This is a genomic window from Streptomyces sp. NPDC043854 (assembly GCF_056436005.1).
On the sequence record NZ_JBWKDK010000024.1, the window covers coordinates 26,396 to 49,354 of the forward strand.

Sequence of the window (22,959 nt, forward strand, 5' to 3'; positions counted from 1 at the left end):
GGATCAGGCCGACTCGGTCGATTCGACGCGCTTCTTCAGGCCGGCCAGGGCCCGGTCGATGATGACCTTCTCGGCCTTGCGCTTGATCATGCCGAGCATGGGGATCTTGACGTCCACGGTCAGCTGGTAGGTGACCTCGGTGCGGGTGCCGCCGCCGATCGGGGCGAGCCGGTAGGAGCCGTCGAGCTGGCGCAGCATCTGGGACTTCTCGAGGGTCCAGCTGACCTCGTCCGTGCCCTTCCAGGTGTAGGCGAGGGTGTGGTCGTCCTTGATCGCACCGGCGTCGAGGAGGAGGCGGACCTTTTCCGCGCGGCCCTCGGAGTCCGTCGACAGCACCTCGGCCTCCTTCACCTCACCGGTCCACTCGGGGTAGCGGGCGAAGTCGGCGATCACGGCCATGACGTCGGCCGGCGCCGCATCGATCGTGATGCTCGAGCTGGTGTGTTCCGCCATCGCGGTCGCTCCTCCGGGACTGGGGGCACCTCCCAGCGGTGGCTGGGGGATTTCGAGGATGTGTGCGGCCTGCGGCCGCCGCGTGCAGGCTACCGTGCGTGCGGAGGTCACCACTCCATGGCCCAGGGCCTTCCGGTGGCGGCGAAGTGACCGACGTTCACGCACTCCGTGCCGCCGATCCGCATCCGCCGGGCAAGCGGCTGGTGCACGTGCCCGAAGAGGGCGAACCGCGGCCGTGTGCGGCGGATCGCGGCGAGCAGGGCCTCGCTGCCCCGCTCGAAGCGGCGGGCGACGGTGTCGTAGCAGAGTTCGGGGACCTCCGGCGGGATGTGCGAGCACAGCACGTCCACCTCCCCCAGGGCCTCGACCTTGGCGGCGTACTCCTCCTCGTCGATCTCGTACGGGGTGCGCATCGGGGAGGGCAGGCCGCCGCCGACGAAGCCGAAGACGCGACCGCCGATCTCCACGCGCTGGCCGTCGAGGACGGTGGTGCCCGGGCCGGCGTACTCGTGCCACAGGCCCGGCATGTCGACGTTGCCGTAGGTGGCGTACGTGGGCTGCGGGAACGCGGGGAACATCTCGGCGTACTGGCGGCGCACCGCCTCCTCGATCAGCCGTTCCCGGTCCAGGCCCTGCCAGAGGCGGCGGCCGAAGGCGCGGGCCTCCTCGAAGCGGCGGGCGGTGCGCAGTTCGACGATCCGGTCGGCGTTCTCGATGCCGAAGAGGTCGGGGAAGATGCCGCGGGAGTGGTCGGCGTAGTCGAGGAAGAGGATGAGGTCGCCGAGGCAGATCAGTGCGTCGGCACCGTCCCCGGCGCGCGCGAGGGCCTCGGTGTTGCCGTGGACGTCGCTGACGACGTGAACGCGCGTACCGCTTTTCCTGCCACCTGTGCTGCCACCCATGGGGCCACCCTAGGGGGGCGGGAGGAGCGCGGGTAGAGGGGGTGTCACCAGCGGCCCTACCTGCGGTTACTTCCGAGTCGTTGACTCGGTCGACTAATGTCGGCAGAGCAGTGCCGCGTCATGTGACGCACGGAACATCTGGCCGGTTCCCTCTATCGGAACCCACTACCGGTGGGTAACGTCCGGTCGGTCCACACGGTGGCGATGGCGCCCAGAGGAGCAGTTGTCTTGCGCGAGTTCAGCCTTCCGGCCCTGTACGAGGTCCCGTCGGACGGGAACCTGACGGATCTCATCCGACGCAACGCCGCGCAGCACCCCGACACCGCCGTCATGGGGCGCAAGGCCGGCGGCCGGTGGGAGGACGTCACGGCGAAGGAGTTCCTCGCCGAGGTCCGCGCCACCGCCAAGGGCCTGATCGCCGCCGGCGTCCGGCCCGGCGACCGGGTGGGCCTGATCTCCCGCACCCGCTACGAGTGGGTGCTGTTCGACTTCGCGATCTGGACCGCGGGCGGCGTCACCGTCCCCGTGTACGAGACCAGCTCGCCGGAGCAGATCCAGTGGATCCTCGGCGACTCCGGTGCCGTCGCGGTGATCGTGGAGGGCCCGGGCCACAGCGGCGCCGTGGCCTCGCTGCGCGACCGGCTGCCGGAGCTGCGCGAGATCTGGGAGATCGAGCAGGGCGCCGCGGAGGCGCTGAAGGCCGCGGGTGCCGGGATCTCCGACGCCGAGGTCGACGAGCGCAGCTCGCTGGCGAACGCCGACGACCCGGCCACCATCGTGTACACCTCGGGCACCACCGGCCGCCCCAAGGGCTGTGTGCTGACCCACCGCAACTTCTTCGCCGAGTGCGGCAACGTGGTGGAGCGGCTGAGCCCGCTGTTCCGCACGGGCGAGTGCTCGGTGCTGCTGTTCCTGCCGGCCGCGCACGTCTTCGGGCGCCTGGTGGAGGTGGCGGCCGTGCTGGCGCCGATCCGCCTGGGCTGCGTACCGGACATCAAGAACCTGACCGACGAGCTCCAGTCCTTCCGGCCGACGCTGATCCTCGGCGTGCCGCGCGTCTTCGAGAAGGTCTACAACTCGGCACGTGCCAAGGCCCAGGCCGACGGCAAGGGCCGGATCTTCGACGCGGCCGCCGAGACGGCCATCGCGTACAGCCGGGCGCTGGACACCCCGGCGGGCCCGTCCTTCGGCCTGCGGCTGAAGCACAAGCTGTTCTCGAAGCTGGTCTACCGCAAGCTGCACGCGGTCCTCGGCGGGCGCGGCGAGTACGCGATCTCCGGCGGCGCCCCGCTCGGCGAGCGCCTCGGCCACTTCTTCCGCGGCATCGGCTTCACGGTGCTGGAGGGCTACGGCCTGACGGAGTCCTGCGCGGCGACGGCGTTCAACCCGTGGGACCGGCCGAAGATCGGCTCGGTCGGCCAGCCGCTGCCCGGCTCTGTGGTGCGGATCGCGGACGACGGCGAGGTGCTCCTGCACGGCGAGCAGGTGTTCCAGGGCTACTGGCAGAACGAGGCGGCCACCGCAGAGGCCCTCACCGACGGCTGGTTCCACACCGGCGACGTCGGCACCCTCGACGAGGACGGCTACCTCACGATCACCGGGCGCAAGAAGGAGCTCATCGTCACGGCCGGCGGCAAGAACGTCGCCCCCGCGGTGATCGAGGACCGGATCCGGGCGCACGCGCTGGTCGCGGAGTGCATGGTGGTCGGCGACGCGCGGCCGTTCGTGGCGGCGCTGATCACCATCGACGAGGAGTTCCTCGGCCGCTGGGCCGCGGAGAACGGCAAGCCGGCCGGTTCGACGGCGGCGGACCTGCGCGAGGACGCGGACCTCGTCGCCGCCGTCCAGAAGGCCGTGGACGACGGCAATGCGGTGGTCTCCAAGGCGGAATCGGTGCGGAAATTCCGCATTCTGCCCTCCCAGTTCACGGAGGAGTCGGGCCACATCACGCCGTCGCTGAAGCTGAAGCGCAACGTGGTGGCGAAGGACTTCGCCCACGAGATCGAGGCGCTCTACACCTCCTGAGCCCTCGGCCCCGCCTCTTGGCCCGGGTCCCCGCCGGTCCGCCCGCTGCGCGTCAGCGGGGGTCCTCGGCGAGGATCCGGGCCATGTTGCGTTCCGCGAGGGCGGTGATGGTGACGAACGGGTTCACGCCGAGGGACCCGGGGACGAGCGAGCCGTCGACGACGTACAGGCCCCGGTACCCCTTGGCGCGGCCGTGCTCGTCGGTCGCCTCGCCGAGGACGCAGCCGCCGAGCGGGTGGTAGGTGAAGGTGTCGGCGAAGGGCTTGTTCTCGCCGAACAGGTCGTACCGGTAGATCGTGGCGTTGGCCCGGTTGATCCGGTCGAAGAGGCTCTTGACGGCGCCCACGGCGGGCGTGTTCTGCTCGCGCCGCCACTGCAGCCGCGCCGAGTCGGTGGCCGGGTCGTACGTGAAGTGGCCGCGCTCGGGGTTCTTCGTGATGGCCAGGTACATCGAGACCCAGTGCTCGATGCCCATCGGCAGCGGGGCGATCTCCGCGAAGACCGGGTTCGCGGGGTTGTCCCAGTCGTCGATGCCGAGGGCGGGCATGGTGGACTGGGAGGCCCCGACGGTGTCCCAGAGGTGGTTGGCGCGGGCGGTCATGACGTTGCCGTTGGGGCCCCAGCCGTGGCCGACCCGCTCGCTGAGCGCGGGCAGGGTGCCGCGTTCGCGGGCGCGCAGCAGGATCTCGGTGGTGCCGAGGCTCCCGGCGCCGAGGAAGAGCTGCCGGCAGCCGAGTTCGCGGACCTGGGTGACCCGCCCGGACAGGTCGCTGCCGTGCACGGTGAGCACGTAGCCGCCGTCCGGCTCCTGCCGTACGCCGACCACGCGCTGGAGGGTCTCGATGGTGACGTTCCCGGTGCCGAGGGCGGCCGCCAGGTAGGTCTTGTCGAGGCTCTTCTTGCCGTGGTTGTTGCCGTAGATGACCTCGCCGGCGAGGGCGGAGCGGGGTGCGGTGCCGGCCGCCTCCTGCTGCATGTACCCGAAGTCGTACACGTTGGGCACGAAGACGGTCCGCAGGCCGGTGCGGTGGGCGTGCTTGCGGGAGACCCGGGCGAAGCGGTACCAGTCGGTGGATTCGAACCAGGCCGGATCGATGTCGTTCACGCCGAGCATCGCGCGGGCGCGGGGGAAGTACGTGCCGTACATCTCGTCGGCGTCGACGCGGGGCAGCACCTCCTGGAAGTAGGAGCGGCGCGGGGTGGGCGCCATGCCGCCGTTGACGAGGGATCCGCCGCCGACGCCGCGCCCGACGAAGACGGACATGTCGCCGTGGTGCACGCGGTCGAGGACGCCGGGATAGGGGCTGATGTCCCGGTTGACGACGTCGAGCCAGAGGAAGGTCGCGAGCGGGGCCTCGGTGCGGGTGCGAAACCACATGGACCGGTGGTCGGGGGCCGAGGTGGAGGGGAAGACCTTGCCGTCGGGGCCGGGGGTGTTCCACAGCCGGCCCATCTCGAGGACGACGGTGCGGATGCCGGCCTGCCCGAGGCGGAGGGCTGCCACGGCCGCGCCGTAGCCGGAGCCGACGACGATGGCGGGGGCGTACTGCGCGGCGGGGGGTTCGGCCGCGGCGGCGGAGCCGGAACCGATGCGGGTGAAGCCGAGGGCTGCGGCGGTCTGGAGGGCGCCGACGCCGAGGAAGTGACGGCGCGTCAAGTCGGGATTCATGCCGGCATTATGGGCGGAGTCCGGCCATTGCACCCCGTCGGGGGCAGGGGGAACTGCGCGAGCGACCACTGCCGGCCCGGGGCTTCGGTGCGAGCGGAACGGGGATCCGGGGCGGAGCCCCGGATCCGGGAACGGGCAGCGGCAGCGGCAGCGGCAGCGGCGATGGCTAGAGGAGGTCGCGGAGGCGGTCGGCCAGGAGGTCCCAGCGCCACCGCTCTTCCACCCAGGCGCGGCCGCGCTCGCCCATGCGGCGGCGCAGCTCCGGGTCCCGGAGGAGGGCCGTGATGCGGTCCGCCGCGTCGCCGGGGTCGCCGCCCCGGACCACCCACCCGGTCTCGCCGTCCAGCACCGCGTCCGGCGCACCGCCGGAGTCCCCGGCGACCACCGGCAGACCGGTCGCCGAGGCCTCCAGGTAGACGATGCCGAGGCCTTCCACGTCCAGCCCGCCCCGCCGGGTCCGGCACGGCATGGCGAAGACGTCGCCCGCCCCGTAGTGCGCCGGGAGTTCGGACCACGGGACCGCCCCCGTGAAGACCACCGACTCCGCGATCCCCGTCTCGGCGGCGAGCCGCCGCAGGTCGGCCTCGTACGGCCCGCCGCCGACGATCAGCAGCACCGCGTCCGGCACCGCCGCCAGGATCCGCGGCATCGCCCGGATCAGGGTGTCCTGCCCCTTCCTCGGGACCAGGCGCGACACGCACACCACCACCGGGCGGTCGGAGAGCCCCAGCCGGGCCCGGATCTCGTCGCCGCCCGACCCGGGGTGGAAGGTCTTCTCGTCCACGCCGGGCGGCAGTTGGACCATCCGGTCAGCCGCCGCACCGGTCAGCGCCGAGGCGATGCGGGAGCGCGTGTACTCCCCCAGGTAGGTCAGGGTGTCCGTGCCCTCGCCGATCCGGCGCAGCAGCTGCCGCGCCGCGGGCAGCTGCGCCCAGCCGGCCTCGTGCCCGTGCGTGGTGGCCGCGATCCGCCGCGCCCCGGCCCGCCGCAGTGCCGGCCCCATCAGGCCGAGCGGGGCGGCGGCCCCGAACCACACCGACTCGCATCCGTGTTCGCGCAGCAGCCCGACGGCCCGGCGGGTCACGCGCGGCGTCGGCAGCAGCATGGTCGTCCGGTCGCGCACGACCGGGAACGGCTGCTCGGCGTCGAAGGCGGCGGTGGCCTCGCGGCCCTCCGCGCTGTGCTTCCAGGTGGAGGCGTAGACGACGATCCGGTCGGGGTCCAGGCGCAGTGCCATGTTGTGCAGGAAGGCCTGGATGCCGCCCGGTCGCGGCGGGAAGTCGTTGGTCACGATCAGGGTCTTGTGCATCGCCTGCCGACAGTACCGGACCGGTCGGCGGGCCCTGCCGCTGCCGTCGGGAACGGGGCCCGCGACCGCCTACGGCGTCGGGGCGGCCGCGCCCGGACCGGTGTGCAGGGAGTCCCGCCAGGCCCCGGTCAGGGCGGCTTCGTCCGTGCCGAGGGCCTCCCGCAGGGCGATCGGGAGCGGCTCGCGGCCCGCGCGGGCGTACAGGTCGACGAGGGCCGCGTCGCCCCACCGGCGCGCGACGAGCCGGCAGGCCAGCCAGGCGCCCTCGTAAGCCCGGGCGAGGGCCTCCGGGTCGCCGCCGAAGGCGAAGTCCTCGTTCCGCGGCAGCCGCGCGGGTGGCTCCGCGCGCCGTACCGCCCGGCCGAGGGCGGGTGCGGCCCGTTCGGGGGCGGGGTCGGCGCCGCGGTACGCCGCCCAGTCGGCGAAGCCCTCCGAGAGCCACAGCGGGGTCGTGGCCGAGGTCGCCTGGCGGGTGGCCACATGGGTGGCCTCGTGCGTGAGGACGACGGCGCGGCCTTCCGCGGTGAGTTCGGCGTACCCGTCCGGGTTGACGACGATCCGGTCGGCGGGGGCGGGGCCGCCGCCGACGCTGCCGGTGGTCACCGCGGCCATGCCCCGGTACTCGGCGGCGGGCCGCCCCAGCAGGGCCGCCATCGCGTCCACCGAGCCGGGTACGAGCACGACGACCCGCCCGGCCCACGGCCGCGGCCAGGCGGCGTTCACCGCGGGCACCGCCCGGTCGGCCTCGGCCGCGACCGCGGACAGGGCCTGCCCGCCCGGGCCGGAGCCGAGCACGAGGCTGTGCGCGCCCCGGACCACGGCCACCGGCCCCTGGTCCCACAGCTGCGGCGGGGCCCCGGGGGCGGGGGCGTCGCCGGTGACCCGCCACCGTCCGCCGGCCAGGCTCAGCCGTACTTCTCGGGCGGAGCCGGCCGCGGCGGTGTCGTGGCCGGAGAGCCGGTAGCGCAGTTCGGCGGCGGCGGTGGCCGCCCGCGCCCCGTCCCGCCGGACGCCGGTGACCTGGTACGCCCAGCCGTCCAGCGGGATCGCGGCGAGCTCGGCGGGCGGCCGCCGCGCCCAGGCGGCGACGGCGGCGCGGATGTCCCGGTCGGCGGTGTCGCGCGGCGCGGGCGCGGTGCAGCCGGCGAGCAGCCCGCCGACGAGCCCGCACACCAGCACGCAGAGAAGCACGCCCACCGGCAGCGCGAACCGCGGCACCAGCGGCAACAGCGGCAGCGGTAGGGCGGCTCGGCGGAGCGGGGGCATCCGCCGATCCTAGCCGGGGCCTCGCTCAGGGGCGGGTGACCGAGGACACCGGCATCATGCCGACGGGGTCGTAGCGCACCCGGGCCCCCGGGTACGGGGCGTGCACCACCCGGCCGTTGCCGACGTACATGCCGACGTGGCTGGCGTCGGAGCGGTAGGTCACCAGGTCCCCCGGCCGGGCCTCGGACAGCGGGACCTGGCGGCCGGCGTACCGCTGGGCCTGGGAGGTGCGCGGCAGGGAGACGCCCGCCTGCCGGTACGACCACACCATCAGCCCGGAGCAGTCGAAGCCGGAGGGGCCCGTGGAGCCCCAGATGTACGGCCGGCCCACGGCGGAGCGGGCGGCGCGCACGGCCGCCGCGGCGCGGCCGGAGGCGGGGCCGGGGGAGCCGGCCGCGGGCAGGTCGGGCAGCGTGCCGTCGCGGCCGTCGGAGCGGGAGGCCCGTTCGAAGTCGGCCCGCTCCTGCGCGGGCATCTCGTTGAGCAGTTGCCGGGCGGCGGCGAGCTTCGCGGTGACGACGCGCTTCTGCCGGGCCGCGTCGGCCCGTACGGCCTCGAGTTCGGCGAGCTTCTGCGCGGCCTCGCCGCGCTGCCGGCCGAGCCGCCGCTGCTCCTCGCGCAGTTCGTCGAGCTGGCGGGCCTGGTGGTCGGTCAGCCGGCCGAGGGTGGCGGCCTTGTCGAGGTATTCGCCCGGGTCCTCGGCCAGCATCAGCTGGACGGAGGGGTCGATGCCGCCGGAGCGGTACTGGGCTCCGGCGAAGGCGCCGAGGAGGCCGCGCATGGTGTTGATGCGGTCCTGGCCGCGGGCCAGCCGGTCCTGGACGCGGGCGATCCCGGTGCGGAGCCGGTCGGCGCGCTCCCCCGCCTCGTTGAAGCGTTCGGTGGCCTGCTCGGCCTCCTCGAAGAGCCGGTCGACCTGGGCGCGGACGGTGGCCGAGGGCTCCTTCGGGAGGGCCGGCGCGGCGCTCGCGGGGACCCCGGTGACGGCGGCGGCGGCCGCTGCGGCGGCGGCCGCGGCCAGCATGCCGACCCTGGTGTTCCGGTCGAGGCTGCCGGGTCCGGACCGGCGGTGGGACGCCATGCGGAACCGCTCCCTTTCGCTGCGCGGGACCGGGTCCGTCCCCCGTGGACGGCCGCGTGCCGGATTCCGCGCTGGCAGACAGTAGCCGCGCGGCTACCCGTCGGCCAACGACCGCCGCGGCCCGCACATGCCCGCGCCCCGCCTCAGACGCAGGTCATGGGCGGGGCGCGCGGTCAGGGCGGGGCCGCGCAATTCGCCCGGACGGGCGGTGTCGCGCGCGGTCACGCGGTGTCGGCGCCGGACGGGTCCGGATGGCGTCAGACGCGGACGCCGAACTGGAACGGCATGTTGTTGATCGATTCGTACTTGATGCCGCCGCGCGGGTTCGAGGCGTGCAGCACGGTCCCGTTGCCGGCGTACAGGCCGACGTGGTGCAGGTCGGAGTAGAAGAACACCAGGTCGCCGGGCTGGAGCTGGCTGCGGCCAATGCGGGTGCCGTCGTTGACCTGGGTGTACGTGGTGCGCGAGATGCTGACGCCCGCCTGCTTGTACGCCCACTGCGTCAGCCCGGAGCAGTCGAAGGCGCTGGGGCCGGTGGCGCCGGAGACGTACGCGTAGCCCAGCTTGGTCTTGGCCGCCTCCAGGGCGGCGCCGGCCCGGCCGGAGGCCTTGACGCTGCCGAGGTCGGCGCGTTCGCTCTCGCTCCGGCTGGCGCGGCTGTCCTCGTCCTTGAGCTGCTGGCGCTGCTGCGCGGTCAGCGTGTTGAGGAGGGACTGGGCTTCGGCGAGCTTGTCCTGCGAGGCCTTCTTCTTCTCGCCGAGCTCCTTGCGGGTGGCGTCGAGGTCGGCGAGCTTTCCGGCGGCCTCCTGGCGCTGCTGCGCGAGGCTGCGCTGCTTGGCCTGGATCTTCTGGACGGCCTCGACCTGCTTGCCCGTCAGCTGCTGGAGGGTGGAGGCCTTGTCGAGGTAGGTCTCGGGGTCGCCGGAGAGGAAGAGGGCGACGGACTGGTCCATGCCGCCGGTGCGGTACTGGGCGCTGGCCATGGAACCGAGCGTGGAGCGCAGCTGGTTGAGCTCCTCCTGGCCGCGGGCGACCTGGTCCTGGAGCCGGTCTATCTCCTTCTCGAGCTTCTCCTGGCGCTCCTTGGCCTGGTTGGACTTCTCGGTGGCCTGCTCGGCCTCCTCGTAGAGGGCGTCGACCTTGGCCTTGACCTCGTCCTTGCTCGGCTGGTTGGGCGCTGCGGAGGCGCTGTGCGCGGAGAGTGCGACGGCTGCGGCAGCCGTTGCGGTGAGCACGGTCACCCGGGCGCGGTTCGGCGGCTTGGGTCGACGGTGGGACGCCACGAGCCGGGCTCCTTTACTCGCACCGCCGGGAGGAGGGGCGCGCCACGCGCGCGCAAGCCGGCGACACCTCCGCCGACACCCCGAATGAGTGATCTACCGCACGAAGGTTTGAGCAGACCCTAGTGAGCCCGGTGTGATCACTTCAAACCCCCTCGGGAAAAAACCCGGCCCCCGACCAGGTTCTTTACCTTCAGCGCACGCTCCGTGCCGACGGGTTGACGGTACGTTCCCCGGCGACGCGACGAAATCGGGCATTCCACCGAGGAGTTAGGAAACTCGCGAAAGCCGCTTCAGGAGCAAAGCGGACGTCACGGGCCGGGCTCCGGCCTTCGCCACCCCGTCGGCCACCTCGCGGTCCGTCGAGACGACGACCACCGGCCGGCCCGGCGGCTCCGCCCGCACCAGCTGGCGGATCAGCTCGTCCGCCGTGACGCCCGGCTTGGAGAACAGCACCCGCACCCCGCGCGGCGGCGCGAGCAGCACCGGCGCGGCCAGCTCCGCCCCGTCGAAGACGCAGGTCATCTCCGCGCCGGTCTGCGCGGCCAGCATCGACAGCCCGCCCAGCAGCCGCAGCCGCTGCTTCTCCAGCGGCATCGTCGGATAGCCGGTCTTGGTCACGTTGTAGCCGTCGATGACCAGGTGCACCTGAGGCAGCGCCAGCAACTGGTCCAGCAGCGCCGGATCGGTCTCCGACAGCGCCCGCGCCGCGATGTCCTTGGGACTCATGCGCCCCGGCTCCACCGCGGCCACCGTCTCGGCGGGCCGCGTCGACACCGGCGGCAGCGCCAGCTCCCGGCGCAGCCCCTGGGCCGCGTCCAGCACCGTGTCCAGCAGCAGCCGCAGCCGCATGTCCTCGATGCTGCGGCCCTCGCGGGCGGCCCGGCGGGAGGTCTCCAGCGCCGCCTCGGCCTCCGCCAGGCGGGACTTGAGCCGGCGCGTCTCGCTCTCGGCGGCCGCCACCTGCGCGGCCGCCTCGGCACGGATGCCCTCGATCTCGGCGGTGAGCTTGCGCAGGGCCGCCTCGCCCCGCTTGACGTCGCTCAGGGCGCTGCGCAGCTTGCGCTGAAGCGATTCGGCTTCCTTCCGGGCCGCCTCCAGCTCGCCGCGCACCTGCTCACCGCCGTGCCGCTGGAGGTCCCGTACGTGGGCGAGCTCCTCGCGGAGCCGGTCCACTTCGCGCCGGGCCTCCTCGTCCGCCCGCTCGGCGTCGGCGCGCTGCGCCTCCTCGCCCGCGGCGGCCACCAGCTTCACCCAGCCCGCCGGCCGCAGGATGTACGCGGCGGCGGCCACGTCCAGCGGGTCGGCGGCCGCGGGCGGGGCGCCGGACTCCAGCGCCCCCGCCAGCTCCGCATGGGCCTCGCGCACCTTCTCGGCGACGCGCCCGCGGAAGACGGCGTCCGTCTCCACCGCCGCGGCCATGGCGTTGCCCGCGAACTTGGCGCGCCGACTCGGGGTGAACCGGGCGTACTGGCGCAGCTGTCCCGGGAGGTCCGCGACCGTCAGTCCGCCGAAGGCGTCCGAGACGAGCGCGACGACCCGGCGCCGCACGCCCTCCGGCAGCGGGCGGTCGAGCACCTCGGCGGCGTCGCCGGCCGCACCGGCCGGGTCAGCGCCGCTTCCTGGCTCCACAATCCGTCACCCCTACCGTGTTCTTCTCGGTGGGGCGCGGCTCCGTCAGGAGTCCGCGCCCGGCCTGTCCACAAGTTCGATCCGGTCCACCGCGTTGCACCAGCGGCAGCGGACCGACTCGATGGTCTCACTGACCACCTCGCGCTCCTCGACCTTGGGCTCCCCGGCAAGATCCAGGTGGACGTACTCCACGACCTTCGACGAACGAGTGACGTCGAAACGCGTGAGGTTGCCGCACAGCGCGCAGCGCCACCGTGTGCCGTCGGTCGGCAGGGGAACCGTCATCAGGCCGCACTCTCCTTCGTAGCTCTTTCAATTAAAGCCGCCGTCTGCGGGAATCGGCGGTCCGCAGCACGTAACCCTACGGCCTGCCGGGGCATGGGAAGGGGCCGGTCGGGTCATGCTCAATCGCATGATCGTAAAGTGGCCGGCCGTGCGCGAGGCCGCCCGGGGCCCGGTGGTCACCCATGCGCTGATCGCCGCCTGCTGTGCGGTGTTCCTGCTCGGCCCCGCCTCGGGCCTGAACCCGTCGTACGGGACCGGCGAGCGGCTGCTGGAGACGGGGACCGCGTACTTCCGGCACTGGGGCGTGGTCCCGGACGAACTGTTCGGGGGGTCCGTGCGGGCGCTGCTGACCCCGCTGACCGCCCTGTTCGTCCACGGCAGCTGGCTGCACCTGCTCGGCAACCTGCTCTTCCTCCACGTCTTCGGGGCGATGGCGGAGGAGCGGATGGGCCGCGCCGCCTTCCTCTGCTTCTACGTCTGCACGGGCTACCTCGCGCTGGCGGCGTACGCGGCGGCCAACGCCGCCTCCGGGGAGACGCTCGTCGGGGCCTCCGGCGCGATCTCGGCGGTGCTGGGCGCGTTCCTGTACCTGTTCCCGCGCGCCCGGGTGACGAGCCTGTTCCCCTTCCTGTTCTTCCTGCCGCTGCGGTTCCCCGCGTGGCTCGTGCTGCTGTTCTGGTTCGCCCTCCAGTGGGCGGCGGCGCACCGGGCGGACAGCGGACCCGGGGTGGCGTACCTGGCGCACCTGGTGGGCTTCTCCCTCGGCTTCGTCCACGCATGGGCGCGCTACCGGCGTACGACTAGAGTGAGGCGATCAGCGACGGCCACCGAGGGAGACAGCCAGCCATGATCACCGCGATCGTGCTCATCAAGACCAGCGTGGACCGCATCCCCGAGATCGCCGAGTCCATCGCGTCGCTGGACAACGTCAGCGAGGTCTACTCCGTCACGGGGACGTACGACCTCATCGCCCTGGTGCGCGTGGCCCGCCACGACGACCTGGCGGACATCATCCCGGGCCGCATCAGCAAGATCCCGGGCGTGGAGGCGACGGACACGCACGTGGCGTTCCGCACCTACTCCCAGCACGACCTGGAAGCGGCCTTCGCCATCGGCCTGGACGCCTAGCCGCCCCTGCCGCCGCTGCCGCCGCTGGAGCCCCAGCCCGCCGGCTGCCGCCCCCGGACCGCGCCCCGGCCTCAGAGCCGCGGCAGGGCCTCCCCGGGCCCTGCCGGGCGGCGCTCGGCGAGCCAGAACAGGTAGCCGCGCAGGTAGTCCGCGAGGTCCCCGTCGATGTGGGCGAGGTACGCCCGCGCCCCGCCGGCCGCCTCCCGCTCGTACTCGTTCGTGGACACGGACCAGGTGCGCTCGATGCGCGCGGCCCACTCGCGGACCCGTCCCCGTTCCCGCCACCAGTCCCTGACCAGCTCAGGGGTCCAGTACGCGTCCCCGTCGGCTCCGTATCCGGCGAAAGGGTCGCACTCCGCGGCGCACAGCAGGTCGTAGGTCTCCTGCTGCGTGCGCGGCTGGCGGTAGACGAACTCCTGCCCGTACTCGTCGTCGTACATCACGTGACCGGGCGCGCACAGCCGGCCGGTCCAGCAGGTGTCGGTGTCGGCCGCGTAGAACGGCCCGGGGACGTCTCGCCAGCTGCGCTTCTCCCACCGGCCGGGCACGGCTGCCGACCAGTCCGCGGCGACGAGACCGCAGCCGGGGGTCCACTGCGGCAGCGGGTGTCCGGCGGCTGCCCGGACGGTCGGCAGCGGGTCCCAGTAGGTCGTGTGCGTCATGGTCACCGAGCCTGTCACACGGCCGGGACGCAGCGGCCCTCCTCCGTGCGGTACTGCCACTTCGCGCCCTCGGTGACGAGCTCCCGGACCGCGCGGACGAACCGCTCCACGTGCTCGTCCGGGGTCCCGGCGCCGAAGCTCACGCGGATCGCGTTCAGCGACTTCTCCCCCGGCTGCGCCTCCGGGGCCCCGCACTCGCCGGGCTCCTGCGGGGCGCTGCCGAGCAGGGTGCGCACCAGCGGGTGCGCGCAGAACAGGCCGTCGCGGACCCCGATGCCGTACTCGGCCGACAGGGCGGCGGCGAAGTGGGAGCTGTTCCAGCCCTCCACCACGAAGGAGATGACGCCGACGCGCGGGGCGTCGTCCCCGAACAGGGAGAGGATCCGGACCTGCGGGGTGTCGGCGAGGCCCGCACGAACCTGCGCGATCAGCTCGCGCTCGCGGGCGACGAGCCGGTCGAAGCCCGCCTCGGTCAGGGCGCGGCAGGCGGAGGCGATGGCGTAGACGCCGATGACGTTGGGGGAGCCGGCCTCGTGGCGGGCGGCCGTGGTGTGCCACTCGACGTCGACACCGCCGTCCTCGCGGCGGGCGACCGTCCGCGAGGCCCCGCCGCCGGCCAGGTACGGCTGCGCCTGCTGGAGCCAGTCGGCCCGGCCGGCCAGTACGCCCGCGCCGAAGGGCGCGTACAGCTTGTGCCCGGAGAAGGCCACCCAGTCCACGTCGAGGTCCCGGACGGAGACGTGATGGTGGGGGGCCAGCTGGGCGGCGTCGAGGACGATCCGGGCGCCGTGGGCGTGCGCGGCGGCGGCGAGCTCCCGCACCGGCCACAGTTCACCGGTGACATTGGAGGCGCCGGTGACGCAGACCAGCGCCGCGTCGTGGGGCTCGCGGTCGGCGAGGGCCCGCTCCAGGGTGGCCACGGCCTCGTCGGGGGTGCGCGGCGCGTCGAGGTACGTGACCTGCGCGCCGTCCCACGGCAGCAGCGAGGCGTGGTGCTCGGTCTCGAAGACGAAGACCCGGCAGTCGGCGGGCAGGGCCGCGGCGAGCAGGTTGAGGGAGTCGGTGGTGGACCGGGTGAAGACCACCTGATCGGACGGACGGCAGTCCAGGAACGCGGCGACCGCGGCCCGGCTCTGCTCGAAGAGGTCGGTGGAGAGCTGCGAGAGGTAGCCCGCCCCGCGGTGCACGCTGCCGTAGTAGGGGGCGTAGGCGGCCACGTCGTCCCAGACGCGCTGGAGGGCGGGGGCGCTGGCGGCGTAGTCGAGGGCCGCGTAGGTGACCTCGCCGCCGGTGACGAGCGGGACGGTGACGTCCCGGCCGAGGACGGGCAGCGGCCCGGCGCAGTCGGCACCCCCGGCATCGGCGCCGCAGGCGGCGGCGGTGGAGACGGTGACGGAGGCGTCGGCGACGGCGGCGTTCAGGAATGCGGACATGGCGGTATCTCCCGGCAGGCAGGGCGGAATGGCTTCGGATGTCACCCGTCCGCGGGTACGGCGCTGCGGCCGGCCGGGGGACGGGGAATGCCTCGGAGCTCGGGCCGGGGCGCACGCGGCTGCCCGGGTACGCGGGGGGGAAGGGGCCCTGGTTCCGAGGGTGAAGAAGGGGCGGAGTCGCCCTATCGCATTCGCTTGCTCACGGAAAACGCTCCTCGAGGACCAGGACCCCTGGTATCGAGGGATCCGCGCTTGCCGCGGACCTCGCTGCCCGCGGCCTGGTCATCACCCGGGGCACCCCGCCACGGAAGGAGGGTTGCCGGACAGCAAGCCGGGGCCAGAACGCTGTCACTCGTGACCTGGTCAGTCATCCTGCCACAAGATCCTGCACGCACAAGGCCCCCGTCCGTATGCCGGACCGGGGCCTTGGCCGGAAACGATCTGTCAGGTCAGGTGTTGCTGGCGGTCACCCACCGCTCCAGGGCGGCCCGTGCCGCGCCCGAGTCGATGGCTTCGGCGGCCCGCTCGATGCCCGCCCGGATCTGCTCCTCCAGGGAGCCGCTGCCCGGGTCGACGGCGACCAGGGCGGCGGCCGAGTTCAGCAGCACCGCCTCCCGCACCGGGCCGGTCTCGCCGGCCAGCAGCCGCCGGGCGACGTCCGCGTTGTACGAGGCGTCCGCGCCCCGCAGCTCCTCGACGTCCACCAGGTCGATGCCCACGTCGCGCGGGTCGAAGGCCTGCTCCTGCACCCGCCCGTCGCGCACCCACCACACCCGGGAGGTCGCGGTCGTGGTCAGCTCGTCCAGGCCGTCGTCGCCGCGGAACACCAGGGCCGAGGAGCCCCGCTCCGCCAGCACGCCCGCCATGATGGGCGCCATCCGGGCGTCGGCGACGCCGGTGGCCTGCGCCCGGACCCGTGCCGGGTTGGTCAGCGGGCCCAGGAAGTTGAAGGTGGTCCGGATGCCCAGCTCGCGGCGGGCGGGGGCCACGTGCCGCAGTGCGGGGTGGAACTTCACCGCGAAGCAGAAGGTGATGCCGGCCTCCTCGGCCACCCGGGCCACCCGGGCCGGGGTCAGGTCCAGGTTGACGCCCAGCTTCTCCAGCACGTCGGAGGCGCCGCTCGCCGAGGACGCGGCCCGGTTGCCGTGCTTGACCACCTTGGCGCCGGTGCCGGCCACCACGATGGAGGACATCGTGGAGATGTTCACCGTCTTGGCCCCGTCGCCGCCGGTGCCGACGATGTCCACGGTCCGGCCGGGCACCTCGATCAGGTTGGCGTGCGCGTACATGGTCCGCACCAGGCCGTTGATCTCCTCGACGGTCTCCCCCTTGGCCCGCAGGGCGACCGCGAAACCAGCGATCTGGGCGTCGGTGGCCTCACCGCGCATGATCCGGTCCATGGCCCACGCGGTGTCGTCCGCGTGCAGGTCCCGGCCCGAGAGCAGCGCGTCCAGTACGGCCGGCCAGGACCGGGCCGCCACGCTGTCGCCGCCTGCCGGGGTCACAACGTTCATGGTCCGCTCCTGAGGGTCCACGGTCGAATGGGAAGGCCTTCAGCCTATCCAGGCCGGGCAGACGGCGAAGAGCCCCGTCCAGACCCTGGACGGGGCTCTCGCCGTGGGCGACACCGGGACTGACCGAAATCAGACCCTCATGCGGGATCAGTGGTGGCCGTGGCCGCTCTGGATCTCCTTGTACTCCTCCACCGTGGGCTTCGGAATCTGGTTGCCCTCGCCGTACATGCCCTGGCTGAGCTTGACGCGGAGCTTCTCCGACATCTTGGGCTTGCGCTCGACGCCGTTCTCGTCGACCGTCGGGCCGAGCTCGAGCGGCTTGTACTGCTCGTGCGCGGTGAGCGTGTGCAGCTTGGCCTGGTCGAGGGGCTCGTGGACCTCGATGAACTCACCGTGCGGCAGCCGCTTGATGACGCCGGTCTCGCGACCGTGCAGCACCTTGTCGTGGTCCCGGCGCTGGAGGCCGAGGCAGATGCGCTTGGTGACGATGAACGCGATCACCGGGACGGCGAAGAAGCCGATCCGCACGAACCAGGTGATGGCGTTGATCGAGAGGTGGAAGTACTGCGCGAACATGTCGTTGCCGCCGCCGATGAGGAGCACGATGTACTCCGCGATCCAGGCGACACCGAAGGCCGTGCGGGTCGGGGCATTGCGCGGGCGGTCCAGGATGTGGTGCTCGCGCTTGTCGCCGGTGACCCAGGACTCGATGAACGGCCACACCGCGATCGCGCCGAGGACCAGCGGGAAGAGCAGCAGCGGGATGAACACGCCCAGGACGAGCGTGTGGCCCCACAGGTTGATCTCCCAGCCGGGCATGGCACGGATCAGGCCTTCCGGCATACCCATGTACCAGTCGGGCTGCGCACCGGTGGACACGTGGTCCGGGCGGTACGGGCCGAGCGCCCAGATCGGGTTGATCGAGGCGATCGCCGCGATGGCCGAGATGACACCGAAGACCAGGAAGAAGAAGCCTCCGGCCTTGGCCATGTAGACCGGCAGCAGCGGCATGCCGACGACGTTCTCGTTCGTCTTGCCGGGGCCCGCGAACTGGGTGTGCTTGTGGTAGAAGACCAGGATCAGGTGGGCCACCAGCAGGCCCATCATGATGCCGGGCAGCAGCAGGATGTGGATCGAGTAGAACCGGGCGACGAAGTCGCCGCCGGGGAACTCGCCGCCGAAGAGGAAGAACGAGATGTACGTGCCGACGACCGGCACGGACAGGATCGCGCCCTCCATGAAGCGGACACCGGTGCCCGAGAGCAGGTCGTCCGGCAGGGAGTAACCGGTGAAGCCGGTGAACATGCCGAGGACCAGCAGCAGGAAGCCGAAGACCCAGTTGACCTCGCGCGGCTTGCGGAACGCGCCGGTGAAGAAGACGCGCATCATGTGCACGATCATGGCCGCGACGAAGATCAGGGCCGCCCAGTGGTGGATCTGCCGGATGAGCAGACCGCCGCGGACGTCGAAGCTGATGTCCAGTGTCGAGGCGAAGGCCTCGGACATCCGGACGCCCTGCATCGGCACGTACGAGCCGTGGTACACGACCTCGTTCATGCTCGGGTGGAAGAACAGCGTCAGGTACACACCCGTGAGGATGATGATGATGAAGCTGTAGAGCGCGACCTCGCCCAGCATGAAGGACCAGTGGTCCGGGAAGATCTTGCGCATGTTCGCCTTGGCGAGGCTGTAGATGCCCAGGCGGCCGTCCGCCCAGTCGGCTACGCGCTCGCCGGCGGGCGCCTTGCGCTGCGTGTCAGTGGCGGTACTCATCCGCGCTCCCAGAATGCAGGACCGACGGGCTCCTCGAAGTCGCCGTGCGCCTCGAGGAAGCCTTCGCGGTTCACGCCGATCCGCAGCTGCGGAAGCCCGTGGCCGGCGGGTCCGAAGACAACGCGACCGCCGTCGGAGAGGTCGAAGGTGGACTGGTGGCACGGGCAGAGCACGTGGTGCGTCTGCTGCTCGTACAGGCTGATCGGGCAGCCGACGTGGGTGCAGATCTTCGAGTAGGCGACGATGCCGTCGTGGGACCACTCGAGTTCCTGCTTGTCCTTGATGTCCTCCGGCTTGATGCGGACGATCATCAGGGCGGCCTTGGCGATCTCGTTGTTGAAGTCGTGCGCGTCCTCCTCCAGGCCCTCGGGCATGGCGAAGGTGAGCGAACCGACCGGGACGTCCTCGGGACGCAGCGGCTCCATCGTGTTCTGGTTGATGAGCAGCTTGCCCTTGGCCCACAGGGTGTGGCGCAGCTTGTCCTCGGGCAGCGGGCCCAGGTCGCGCATGATCACGACGGCGGACAGCGGCAGCATGGCCAGCGCGCCGAGCATCGTGTTGCGGATCAGCGGACGGCGGGCGATGCCCGACTCGTTCGCACCGTCGGCGAAGTCCTGCAGGACCTTCGCCTTGACCTCGGCCGGGGCCGCGATCGCGTGGCGGTCGTCGGCGACCTCCACGTCGGACATCAGGGTGCGGGCCCAGTGGACCGCGCCCGCGCCGATGCAGAAGAGGGCCGCGCCCAGGGTCAGGCCCAGGGCGAAGTTGAGCGCGCTGATCTTCCCGAGCGGGAAGATGAACACGATCTTGTCGACCGGGATGACCACGTACGCCGCGATGAACGCGACGGTGGCCAGCATCGACACCGTGAACAGCATCGCCACGGTGCGCTCGGAGCGCTTCGCGGCCCGCTCGTCGATGTCCTGGATACGCGGCTTGTGGACCGGCAGGCCCGGGTCCGCGAACGGGTCTTCCGCGACCGCTACACCGGCGCGGTGCTCGTCGCCCTGCTCGCTCGGCAGGTGCTTTTCTTCGGGAATGTCTTGGCTACTCATGACTTCTTGGCCTTAGCGGTGTGGGCCGCGACCCAGACGGCGACAGCGATCAGCGCACCCAGACCGAAGATCCAGCCGAACAGGCCCTCCGAGACGGGGCCGAGGCCGCCGAGCTTCAGACCGCCGGGGTTGACCGACTTCTCGCCGTTCACGTTCTGGAGGTACGCGATGATGTCCTTCTTCTGCTTCTCCGGCATCGTGGTGTCGGGGAAGGAGGGCATGTTCTGCGGGCCGGTGAGCATGGCCTCGTAGACGTGCTTCGGCGAGACGCCCTCGAGGTTCGGGGCGTACTTGCCGTTCGTCAGCGCGCCGCCCTCACCGGTGAAGTTGTGGCACTGCGCGCAGTTGTTGCGGAACAGCTCGCCACCCTTGGCGACGTCGGCGCCGGCCGGGTCGTACTGCTTCTCGGTCGGCGTGATCGGACCGGCGCCGAGGGAGGCGATGTACGCCGCCAGCTGGTCGATCTGCGCCTGCGAGTAGATGTTGGGCTTCTTCGGCACCTGGGCGCCGGGCTGCTGGGCCGGCATACGGCCCGTGCTCACCTGGAAGTCGACGGCCGCGGAGCCGACGCCGACCAGGCTGGGGCCGTCAGTGGTTCCCTGACCGCCGGTCCCGTGGCAGCTTGCGCAACCCACGGCGTAGAGCTTCTTGCCCTCCTCGATGGCGAGGGACTGGGCGGTTTCGTCTGCCTGCGCCTTGCCCGCAGGGGCGAAGGCGGCGTACAGCCCCCCAGTGGCCGCCAGCGCGAGGAGTAGAACGACGACCGCCGCCAGCGGATGGCGTCGTCGTGCGGAGAGCTTTTTCACGGATTACCCCGGTGTCAGGATCTTCTGCGTCGGTGTTTCTGGCTGTCGGTGCCGGGTCTCGCCCGGTGACGTGTTCGCTACTTGATCAGGTAGATCGTCGCGAAGAGGCCGATCCAGACGACATCGACGAAGTGCCAGTAGTAGGACACGACGATGGCCGACGTGGCCTGTTCGTGGGTGAACCTCTTGGCGGCGTACGTCCGGCCGAGGACCAGCAGGAAGGCGATGAGACCGCCCGTCACGTGCAGGCCGTGGAAGCCGGTGGTCAGGTAGAAGACCGAGCCGTACGGGCCGGACGAGAGCGACATGCCCTCGTGCTTGACCAGCTCGGTGTACTCGAACACCTGGCCGCCGATGAAGATCGCGCCCATGATGAACGTGATGATGAACCACGTCCGGAGCTTCTTCACGTCACCGCGCTCCGCGGCGAAGACGCCGAGCTGGCAGGTGAGGGAGGAGAGCACCAGGATCGTGGTGTTCGTCGCCGAGAAGGGCAGATTCAGGGCCGAGGCCTGCTCTGTCCAGTACTCGGTGCCCGTCACCGATCGCAGGGTGAAGTACATCGCGAAGAGGGCCGCGAAGAACATCAGCTCGGAACTCAACCAGATGATGGTTCCGACGCTGACGAGGTTCGGCCGGTTGACCGTCGGGTGCGCGTGCCCGGTATCTACTGTCGTTGCTGTCGCCACGACCGACATTATGTCGGTCGCTTATCCGGCCCTCACGCCGGGGGGTGCCGTTCGGAGTGTCCGGGCCCCGCGCAGGGCCCGAACGGCCCATCAGGCGGCCGTGCGCAAGGGTGTCCGACCCCATGTTGACAGCGGGTCGGGAGGAGTAGCATCCCGCGCAACATCAACGTGATTCACGGCACCGTGGAGGAACGAAATGCGGTCGACTGCACGGGTTCTGGTCTACAGCGACGACGCGAACACCCGGCAGCAGGTACGCCTGGCGGCCGGACGCCGGCCGGCCGCGGACCTGCCGCCGGTGGAGTTCACCGAGTGCGCCACACTGCCCGCCGTCCTGTCCGAGCTGGACGCGGGCGGGATCGATGTGTGCGTCCTGGACGGCGAGGCCGTGCCGGCCGGCGGCATGGGCGTGTGCCGGCAGATCAAGGACGAGGTCTTCCGCTGCCCGCCCGTGCTGCTGCTGATGGGCCGTCCGCAGGACGCCTGGCTGGCCACCTGGAGCCGCGCGGATGCGGCGGTGACCCTTCCGGTCGACCCGGTGGAGTTCGCGGACGCCCTGGCGCGCCTGCTGCGCGCACGGCTGTCCCTGGACGCGTAGCGGGCGGGGGCGGCGGTGCGCAGGGCCTTGTCGGGGATCCCTGCGCACCGGCCGCGGGTCGGCCGGTCCGCAAGGATCCCGCCCCGGCCACGGGGCTCAGACCTGCGGGCGCAGGCGGGCCTGGTCGACGCCGCTGCGGCCGTCCTGGGTGTCCTTGAGCAGGGCGCTGCCCTGGCGCCAGTCCTTCCACTCCATGTTCCAGTCGCCGTAGCCGTTGCCGAAGACGGGCATGTCCTCGCCGATGCTGTTGACGACCTGGACGAGGTCGCCCTCGGTGATGTTCTCGTAGAACCAGGACGCGTTGCCCGTGCTCATGCCGGTGCAGCCGTGGCTGACGTTCTCGTAGCCGTGGAAGCCGACGGACCACGGGGCGGCGTGGACGTATTCACCACTCCAGGTGACACGTGTGGCGTAGTAGACGGGCAGGTCGTAGTTCTCGCTGCCGCCGATGCCCACGGTGTCTCCGCGCATCCGGACGAAGTACTGCTTGCCGAGCACCACCTTGACCCCGTTGCGGGTGGAGAAGCCCGGCTTGCCGGTGGTCACCGGAATGGTGTTGATCACTTCTCCGTTGCGCTTGAACGTCATGGAGTGGGAAGCGGCGTCGGTGAGGACCTCGACGCGGTCCCCGATCCGCAGGCTGATCGGCTTGCTGGCGGCCCCGTGCATGGCGCCGGAGATCCTGACCCCCTCCAGATTGCTCCGTACGGAGACGGTGGAGTGCGCGGGCCAGTACTCCTTGGGCCTGAAATGCAGGTGCTTGTCGTCCACCCAGTGCCAGGCGCCCTCGACGCCGGGCGGGGTGTCGACGACCAGGCCCCGTTCCACGACCGCCCGGGCGGCCCGGTCCTTGACGGCCTCGTCGAGTTCGGCCGTGATGGGCTGTCCGACGCCGTATTTGCCGTCGTCCGGGCCGAATGTGACCTTCAGGACCTTCTTGGCCGGAGTGGTCTCGAACGTCAGCCTGCGCTGCCCGGGAGCGCCCCGTTCGTCCTCCGTGCTCACGGTGACCGTGTAGCGCGTTCCGGCGGCCATGGAGGCGGTGCTGTGCCAGCGGTCGCCCTTGGCGGTGAGTTCGCCCGCGAGGTGCCGGCCGAGGCTGTCCACTGCGGTGACGTCGGTGATACGGGCGCCCCCGGCCGCCTTGGCGGTGACCTCGAGGGGGCGGTTGTGGTCGACCGGGCGGCCGCCCTGGGCCTGGTTGAAAGCGACGTCGTCGCCCGCGTCGTACGGGCGGGCGGACAGCGGGTTGTCGCCGGGCCCGCAGGCGGTGGCGCCGGCACCGAGGGACGCGGCCAGCAGGGAGCAGCCGACGACCGGCCAGAGACGCGGTGAGTGCTTCATGGGGCCAACGCTATGAAGATCGGACAAAAAAGGCGCGCGGTGCGACTGCAAAAGA

General features: G+C 72.0%; 21 protein-coding genes and 1 riboswitch. Of the genes, 4 read left to right on the forward strand and 17 right to left on the reverse strand.

What is annotated here, in order from left to right; genetic code table 11:
* Nucleotides 1-3 precede the first annotated feature (3 nt).
* Both AC068A_RS21990 and AC068A_RS21995 read right to left on the reverse strand, forming a co-directional pair.
* Nucleotides 4-453 (reverse strand): SRPBCC family protein, encoded by a 450-nt coding sequence (locus tag AC068A_RS21990; protein WP_478587302.1) that lies wholly within the window; start codon nt 451-453, stop codon nt 4-6.
* A 107-nt stretch (nt 454-560) separates the two neighbouring features.
* Entirely contained in the window at nt 561-1,355 is a 795-nt protein-coding gene (locus tag AC068A_RS21995; protein WP_478587304.1) for a metallophosphoesterase family protein, read from the reverse strand.
* A gap of 228 nt (nt 1,356-1,583) precedes the next feature.
* Here AC068A_RS21995 and AC068A_RS22000 point away from each other — a divergent pair, with 228 nt between their 5' ends.
* Nucleotides 1,584-3,380, forward strand: coding sequence for an AMP-dependent synthetase/ligase (locus AC068A_RS22000; protein WP_478587305.1), 1,797 nt, complete (start codon nt 1,584-1,586; stop codon nt 3,378-3,380).
* Between the two features lie 52 nt (nt 3,381-3,432).
* On the opposite strand, the gene AC068A_RS22005 is transcribed toward AC068A_RS22000, so the two are convergent.
* The 7 genes from AC068A_RS22005 to AC068A_RS22035 all read right to left on the reverse strand — a co-directional run bounded on the left by AC068A_RS22005 (nt 3,433) and on the right by AC068A_RS22035 (nt 11,902).
* Nucleotides 3,433-5,049 carry a GMC oxidoreductase gene (locus AC068A_RS22005; RefSeq protein ID WP_478587307.1) on the reverse strand — a complete coding sequence of 539 codons (1,617 nt, stop codon included), beginning with the start codon at nt 5,047-5,049 and terminating at the stop codon, nt 3,433-3,435.
* Nucleotides 5,050-5,215: 166 nt separating this feature from the next.
* Nucleotides 5,216-6,358, reverse strand: coding sequence for a glycosyltransferase family 4 protein (locus AC068A_RS22010; RefSeq protein WP_478587308.1), 1,143 nt, complete (start codon nt 6,356-6,358; stop codon nt 5,216-5,218).
* A 69-nt stretch (nt 6,359-6,427) separates the two neighbouring features.
* The gene (locus tag AC068A_RS22015) at nt 6,428-7,624 is read right to left on the reverse strand and encodes a hypothetical protein (RefSeq protein ID WP_478587310.1); all 1,197 of its coding nucleotides are present in this window, start codon (nt 7,622-7,624) and stop codon (nt 6,428-6,430) included.
* 25 nt (nt 7,625-7,649) lie between these two features.
* Nucleotides 7,650-8,705 (reverse strand): C40 family peptidase, encoded by a 1,056-nt coding sequence (locus AC068A_RS22020; protein ID WP_478587312.1) that lies wholly within the window; start codon nt 8,703-8,705, stop codon nt 7,650-7,652.
* A gap of 257 nt (nt 8,706-8,962) precedes the next feature.
* Nucleotides 8,963-9,988, reverse strand: coding sequence for a C40 family peptidase (locus AC068A_RS22025; protein WP_478587314.1), 1,026 nt, complete (start codon nt 9,986-9,988; stop codon nt 8,963-8,965).
* A gap of 267 nt (nt 9,989-10,255) precedes the next feature.
* Nucleotides 10,256-11,620, reverse strand: a complete 1,365-nt coding sequence (locus tag AC068A_RS22030) for an NYN domain-containing protein (protein ID WP_478587455.1) — start codon at nt 11,618-11,620, stop codon at nt 10,256-10,258.
* A 42-nt stretch (nt 11,621-11,662) separates the two neighbouring features.
* A complete protein-coding gene (locus tag AC068A_RS22035; protein ID WP_478587316.1) occupies nt 11,663-11,902 on the reverse strand; it encodes a hypothetical protein in 240 nt (79 codons plus the stop codon).
* 127 nt (nt 11,903-12,029) lie between these two features.
* Here AC068A_RS22035 and AC068A_RS22040 point away from each other — a divergent pair, with 127 nt between their 5' ends.
* Entirely contained in the window at nt 12,030-12,752 is a 723-nt protein-coding gene (locus AC068A_RS22040; protein ID WP_478587318.1) for a rhomboid family intramembrane serine protease, read from the forward strand.
* Nucleotides 12,749-13,030 (forward strand): Lrp/AsnC family transcriptional regulator, encoded by a 282-nt coding sequence (locus AC068A_RS22045; RefSeq protein WP_478587319.1) that lies wholly within the window; start codon nt 12,749-12,751, stop codon nt 13,028-13,030. Before AC068A_RS22040 ends, AC068A_RS22045 begins: the two co-directional genes overlap by 4 nt.
* A 71-nt stretch (nt 13,031-13,101) precedes the next feature.
* Here AC068A_RS22045 and AC068A_RS22050 read toward each other — a convergent pair whose 3' ends face one another.
* The 7 genes from AC068A_RS22050 to ctaE form a co-directional block, all read right to left on the reverse strand.
* Nucleotides 13,102-13,692: a ferredoxin gene (locus AC068A_RS22050; RefSeq protein ID WP_478587321.1), complete on the reverse strand. Its 591-nt coding sequence runs from the start codon at nt 13,690-13,692 to the stop codon at nt 13,102-13,104.
* 14 nt (nt 13,693-13,706) lie between these two features.
* Nucleotides 13,707-15,125 (reverse strand): aminotransferase class V-fold PLP-dependent enzyme, encoded by a 1,419-nt coding sequence (locus AC068A_RS22055; protein ID WP_478587322.1) that lies wholly within the window; start codon nt 15,123-15,125, stop codon nt 13,707-13,709.
* A gap of 243 nt (nt 15,126-15,368) precedes the next feature.
* Nucleotides 15,369-15,485: riboswitch (SAM riboswitch) on the reverse strand.
* An 89-nt stretch (nt 15,486-15,574) separates the two neighbouring features.
* The gene (gene trpD / locus AC068A_RS22060; RefSeq protein WP_478587323.1) at nt 15,575-16,639 is read right to left on the reverse strand and encodes an anthranilate phosphoribosyltransferase; all 1,065 of its coding nucleotides are present in this window, start codon (nt 16,637-16,639) and stop codon (nt 15,575-15,577) included.
* 147 nt (nt 16,640-16,786) lie between these two features.
* Nucleotides 16,787-18,412, reverse strand: a complete 1,626-nt coding sequence (qcrB, locus tag AC068A_RS22065) for a cytochrome bc1 complex cytochrome b subunit (protein ID WP_478587325.1) — start codon at nt 18,410-18,412, stop codon at nt 16,787-16,789.
* Nucleotides 18,409-19,467, reverse strand: coding sequence for a cytochrome bc1 complex Rieske iron-sulfur subunit (gene qcrA / locus AC068A_RS22070; protein WP_478587326.1), 1,059 nt, complete (start codon nt 19,465-19,467; stop codon nt 18,409-18,411). The genes qcrB and qcrA overlap by 4 nt, the downstream gene beginning before the upstream one ends.
* Nucleotides 19,464-20,273: a cytochrome bc1 complex diheme cytochrome c subunit gene (gene qcrC / locus AC068A_RS22075; RefSeq protein ID WP_478587328.1), complete on the reverse strand. Its 810-nt coding sequence runs from the start codon at nt 20,271-20,273 to the stop codon at nt 19,464-19,466. The genes qcrA and qcrC overlap by 4 nt, the downstream gene beginning before the upstream one ends.
* A 77-nt stretch (nt 20,274-20,350) precedes the next feature.
* Entirely contained in the window at nt 20,351-20,971 is a 621-nt protein-coding gene (ctaE, locus tag AC068A_RS22080; RefSeq protein WP_478587330.1) for an aa3-type cytochrome oxidase subunit III, read from the reverse strand.
* A gap of 187 nt (nt 20,972-21,158) precedes the next feature.
* Between ctaE and AC068A_RS22085 the strand changes: the two genes are divergently transcribed.
* On the forward strand, nt 21,159-21,560 hold the full coding sequence (locus AC068A_RS22085) for a hypothetical protein (protein ID WP_360632573.1): 402 nt from the start codon (nt 21,159-21,161) through the stop codon (nt 21,558-21,560).
* Nucleotides 21,561-21,656: 96 nt separating this feature from the next.
* On the opposite strand, the gene AC068A_RS22090 is transcribed toward AC068A_RS22085, so the two are convergent.
* Nucleotides 21,657-22,904 carry a L,D-transpeptidase gene (locus tag AC068A_RS22090; RefSeq protein WP_478587331.1) on the reverse strand — a complete coding sequence of 416 codons (1,248 nt, stop codon included), beginning with the start codon at nt 22,902-22,904 and terminating at the stop codon, nt 21,657-21,659.
* Between the last annotated feature and the right edge of the window lie 55 nt (nt 22,905-22,959).

Bases quoted from the DNA above. Each gene is read 5' to 3' on its own strand.
- AC068A_RS21990 (WP_478587302.1), bottom strand. From the start codon at position 453: ATGGCGGAACACACCAGCTCGAGCATCACGATCGATGCGGCGCCGGCC.
- AC068A_RS21995 (WP_478587304.1), bottom strand. From the start codon at position 1,355: ATGGGTGGCAGCACAGGTGGCAGGAAAAGCGGTACGCGCGTTCACGTC.
- AC068A_RS22005 (WP_478587307.1), bottom strand. From the start codon at position 5,049: ATGAATCCCGACTTGACGCGCCGTCACTTCCTCGGCGTCGGCGCCCTC.
- AC068A_RS22010 (WP_478587308.1), bottom strand. From the start codon at position 6,358: ATGCACAAGACCCTGATCGTGACCAACGACTTCCCGCCGCGACCGGGC.
- AC068A_RS22015 (WP_478587310.1), bottom strand. From the start codon at position 7,624: ATGCCCCCGCTCCGCCGAGCCGCCCTACCGCTGCCGCTGTTGCCGCTG.
- AC068A_RS22020 (WP_478587312.1), bottom strand. From the start codon at position 8,705: ATGGCGTCCCACCGCCGGTCCGGACCCGGCAGCCTCGACCGGAACACC.
- AC068A_RS22035 (WP_478587316.1), bottom strand. From the start codon at position 11,902: ATGACGGTTCCCCTGCCGACCGACGGCACACGGTGGCGCTGCGCGCTG.
- AC068A_RS22040 (WP_478587318.1), top strand. From the start codon at position 12,030: ATGATCGTAAAGTGGCCGGCCGTGCGCGAGGCCGCCCGGGGCCCGGTG.
- AC068A_RS22045 (WP_478587319.1), top strand. From the start codon at position 12,749: ATGATCACCGCGATCGTGCTCATCAAGACCAGCGTGGACCGCATCCCC.
- AC068A_RS22050 (WP_478587321.1), bottom strand. From the start codon at position 13,692: ATGACGCACACGACCTACTGGGACCCGCTGCCGACCGTCCGGGCAGCC.
- AC068A_RS22055 (WP_478587322.1), bottom strand. From the start codon at position 15,125: ATGTCCGCATTCCTGAACGCCGCCGTCGCCGACGCCTCCGTCACCGTC.
- trpD (WP_478587323.1), bottom strand. From the start codon at position 16,639: ATGAACGTTGTGACCCCGGCAGGCGGCGACAGCGTGGCGGCCCGGTCC.
- qcrB (WP_478587325.1), bottom strand. From the start codon at position 18,412: ATGAGTACCGCCACTGACACGCAGCGCAAGGCGCCCGCCGGCGAGCGC.
- qcrA (WP_478587326.1), bottom strand. From the start codon at position 19,467: ATGAGTAGCCAAGACATTCCCGAAGAAAAGCACCTGCCGAGCGAGCAG.
- ctaE (WP_478587330.1), bottom strand. From the start codon at position 20,971: ATGTCGGTCGTGGCGACAGCAACGACAGTAGATACCGGGCACGCGCAC.
- AC068A_RS22085 (WP_360632573.1), top strand. From the start codon at position 21,159: ATGCGGTCGACTGCACGGGTTCTGGTCTACAGCGACGACGCGAACACC.
- AC068A_RS22090 (WP_478587331.1), bottom strand. From the start codon at position 22,904: ATGAAGCACTCACCGCGTCTCTGGCCGGTCGTCGGCTGCTCCCTGCTG.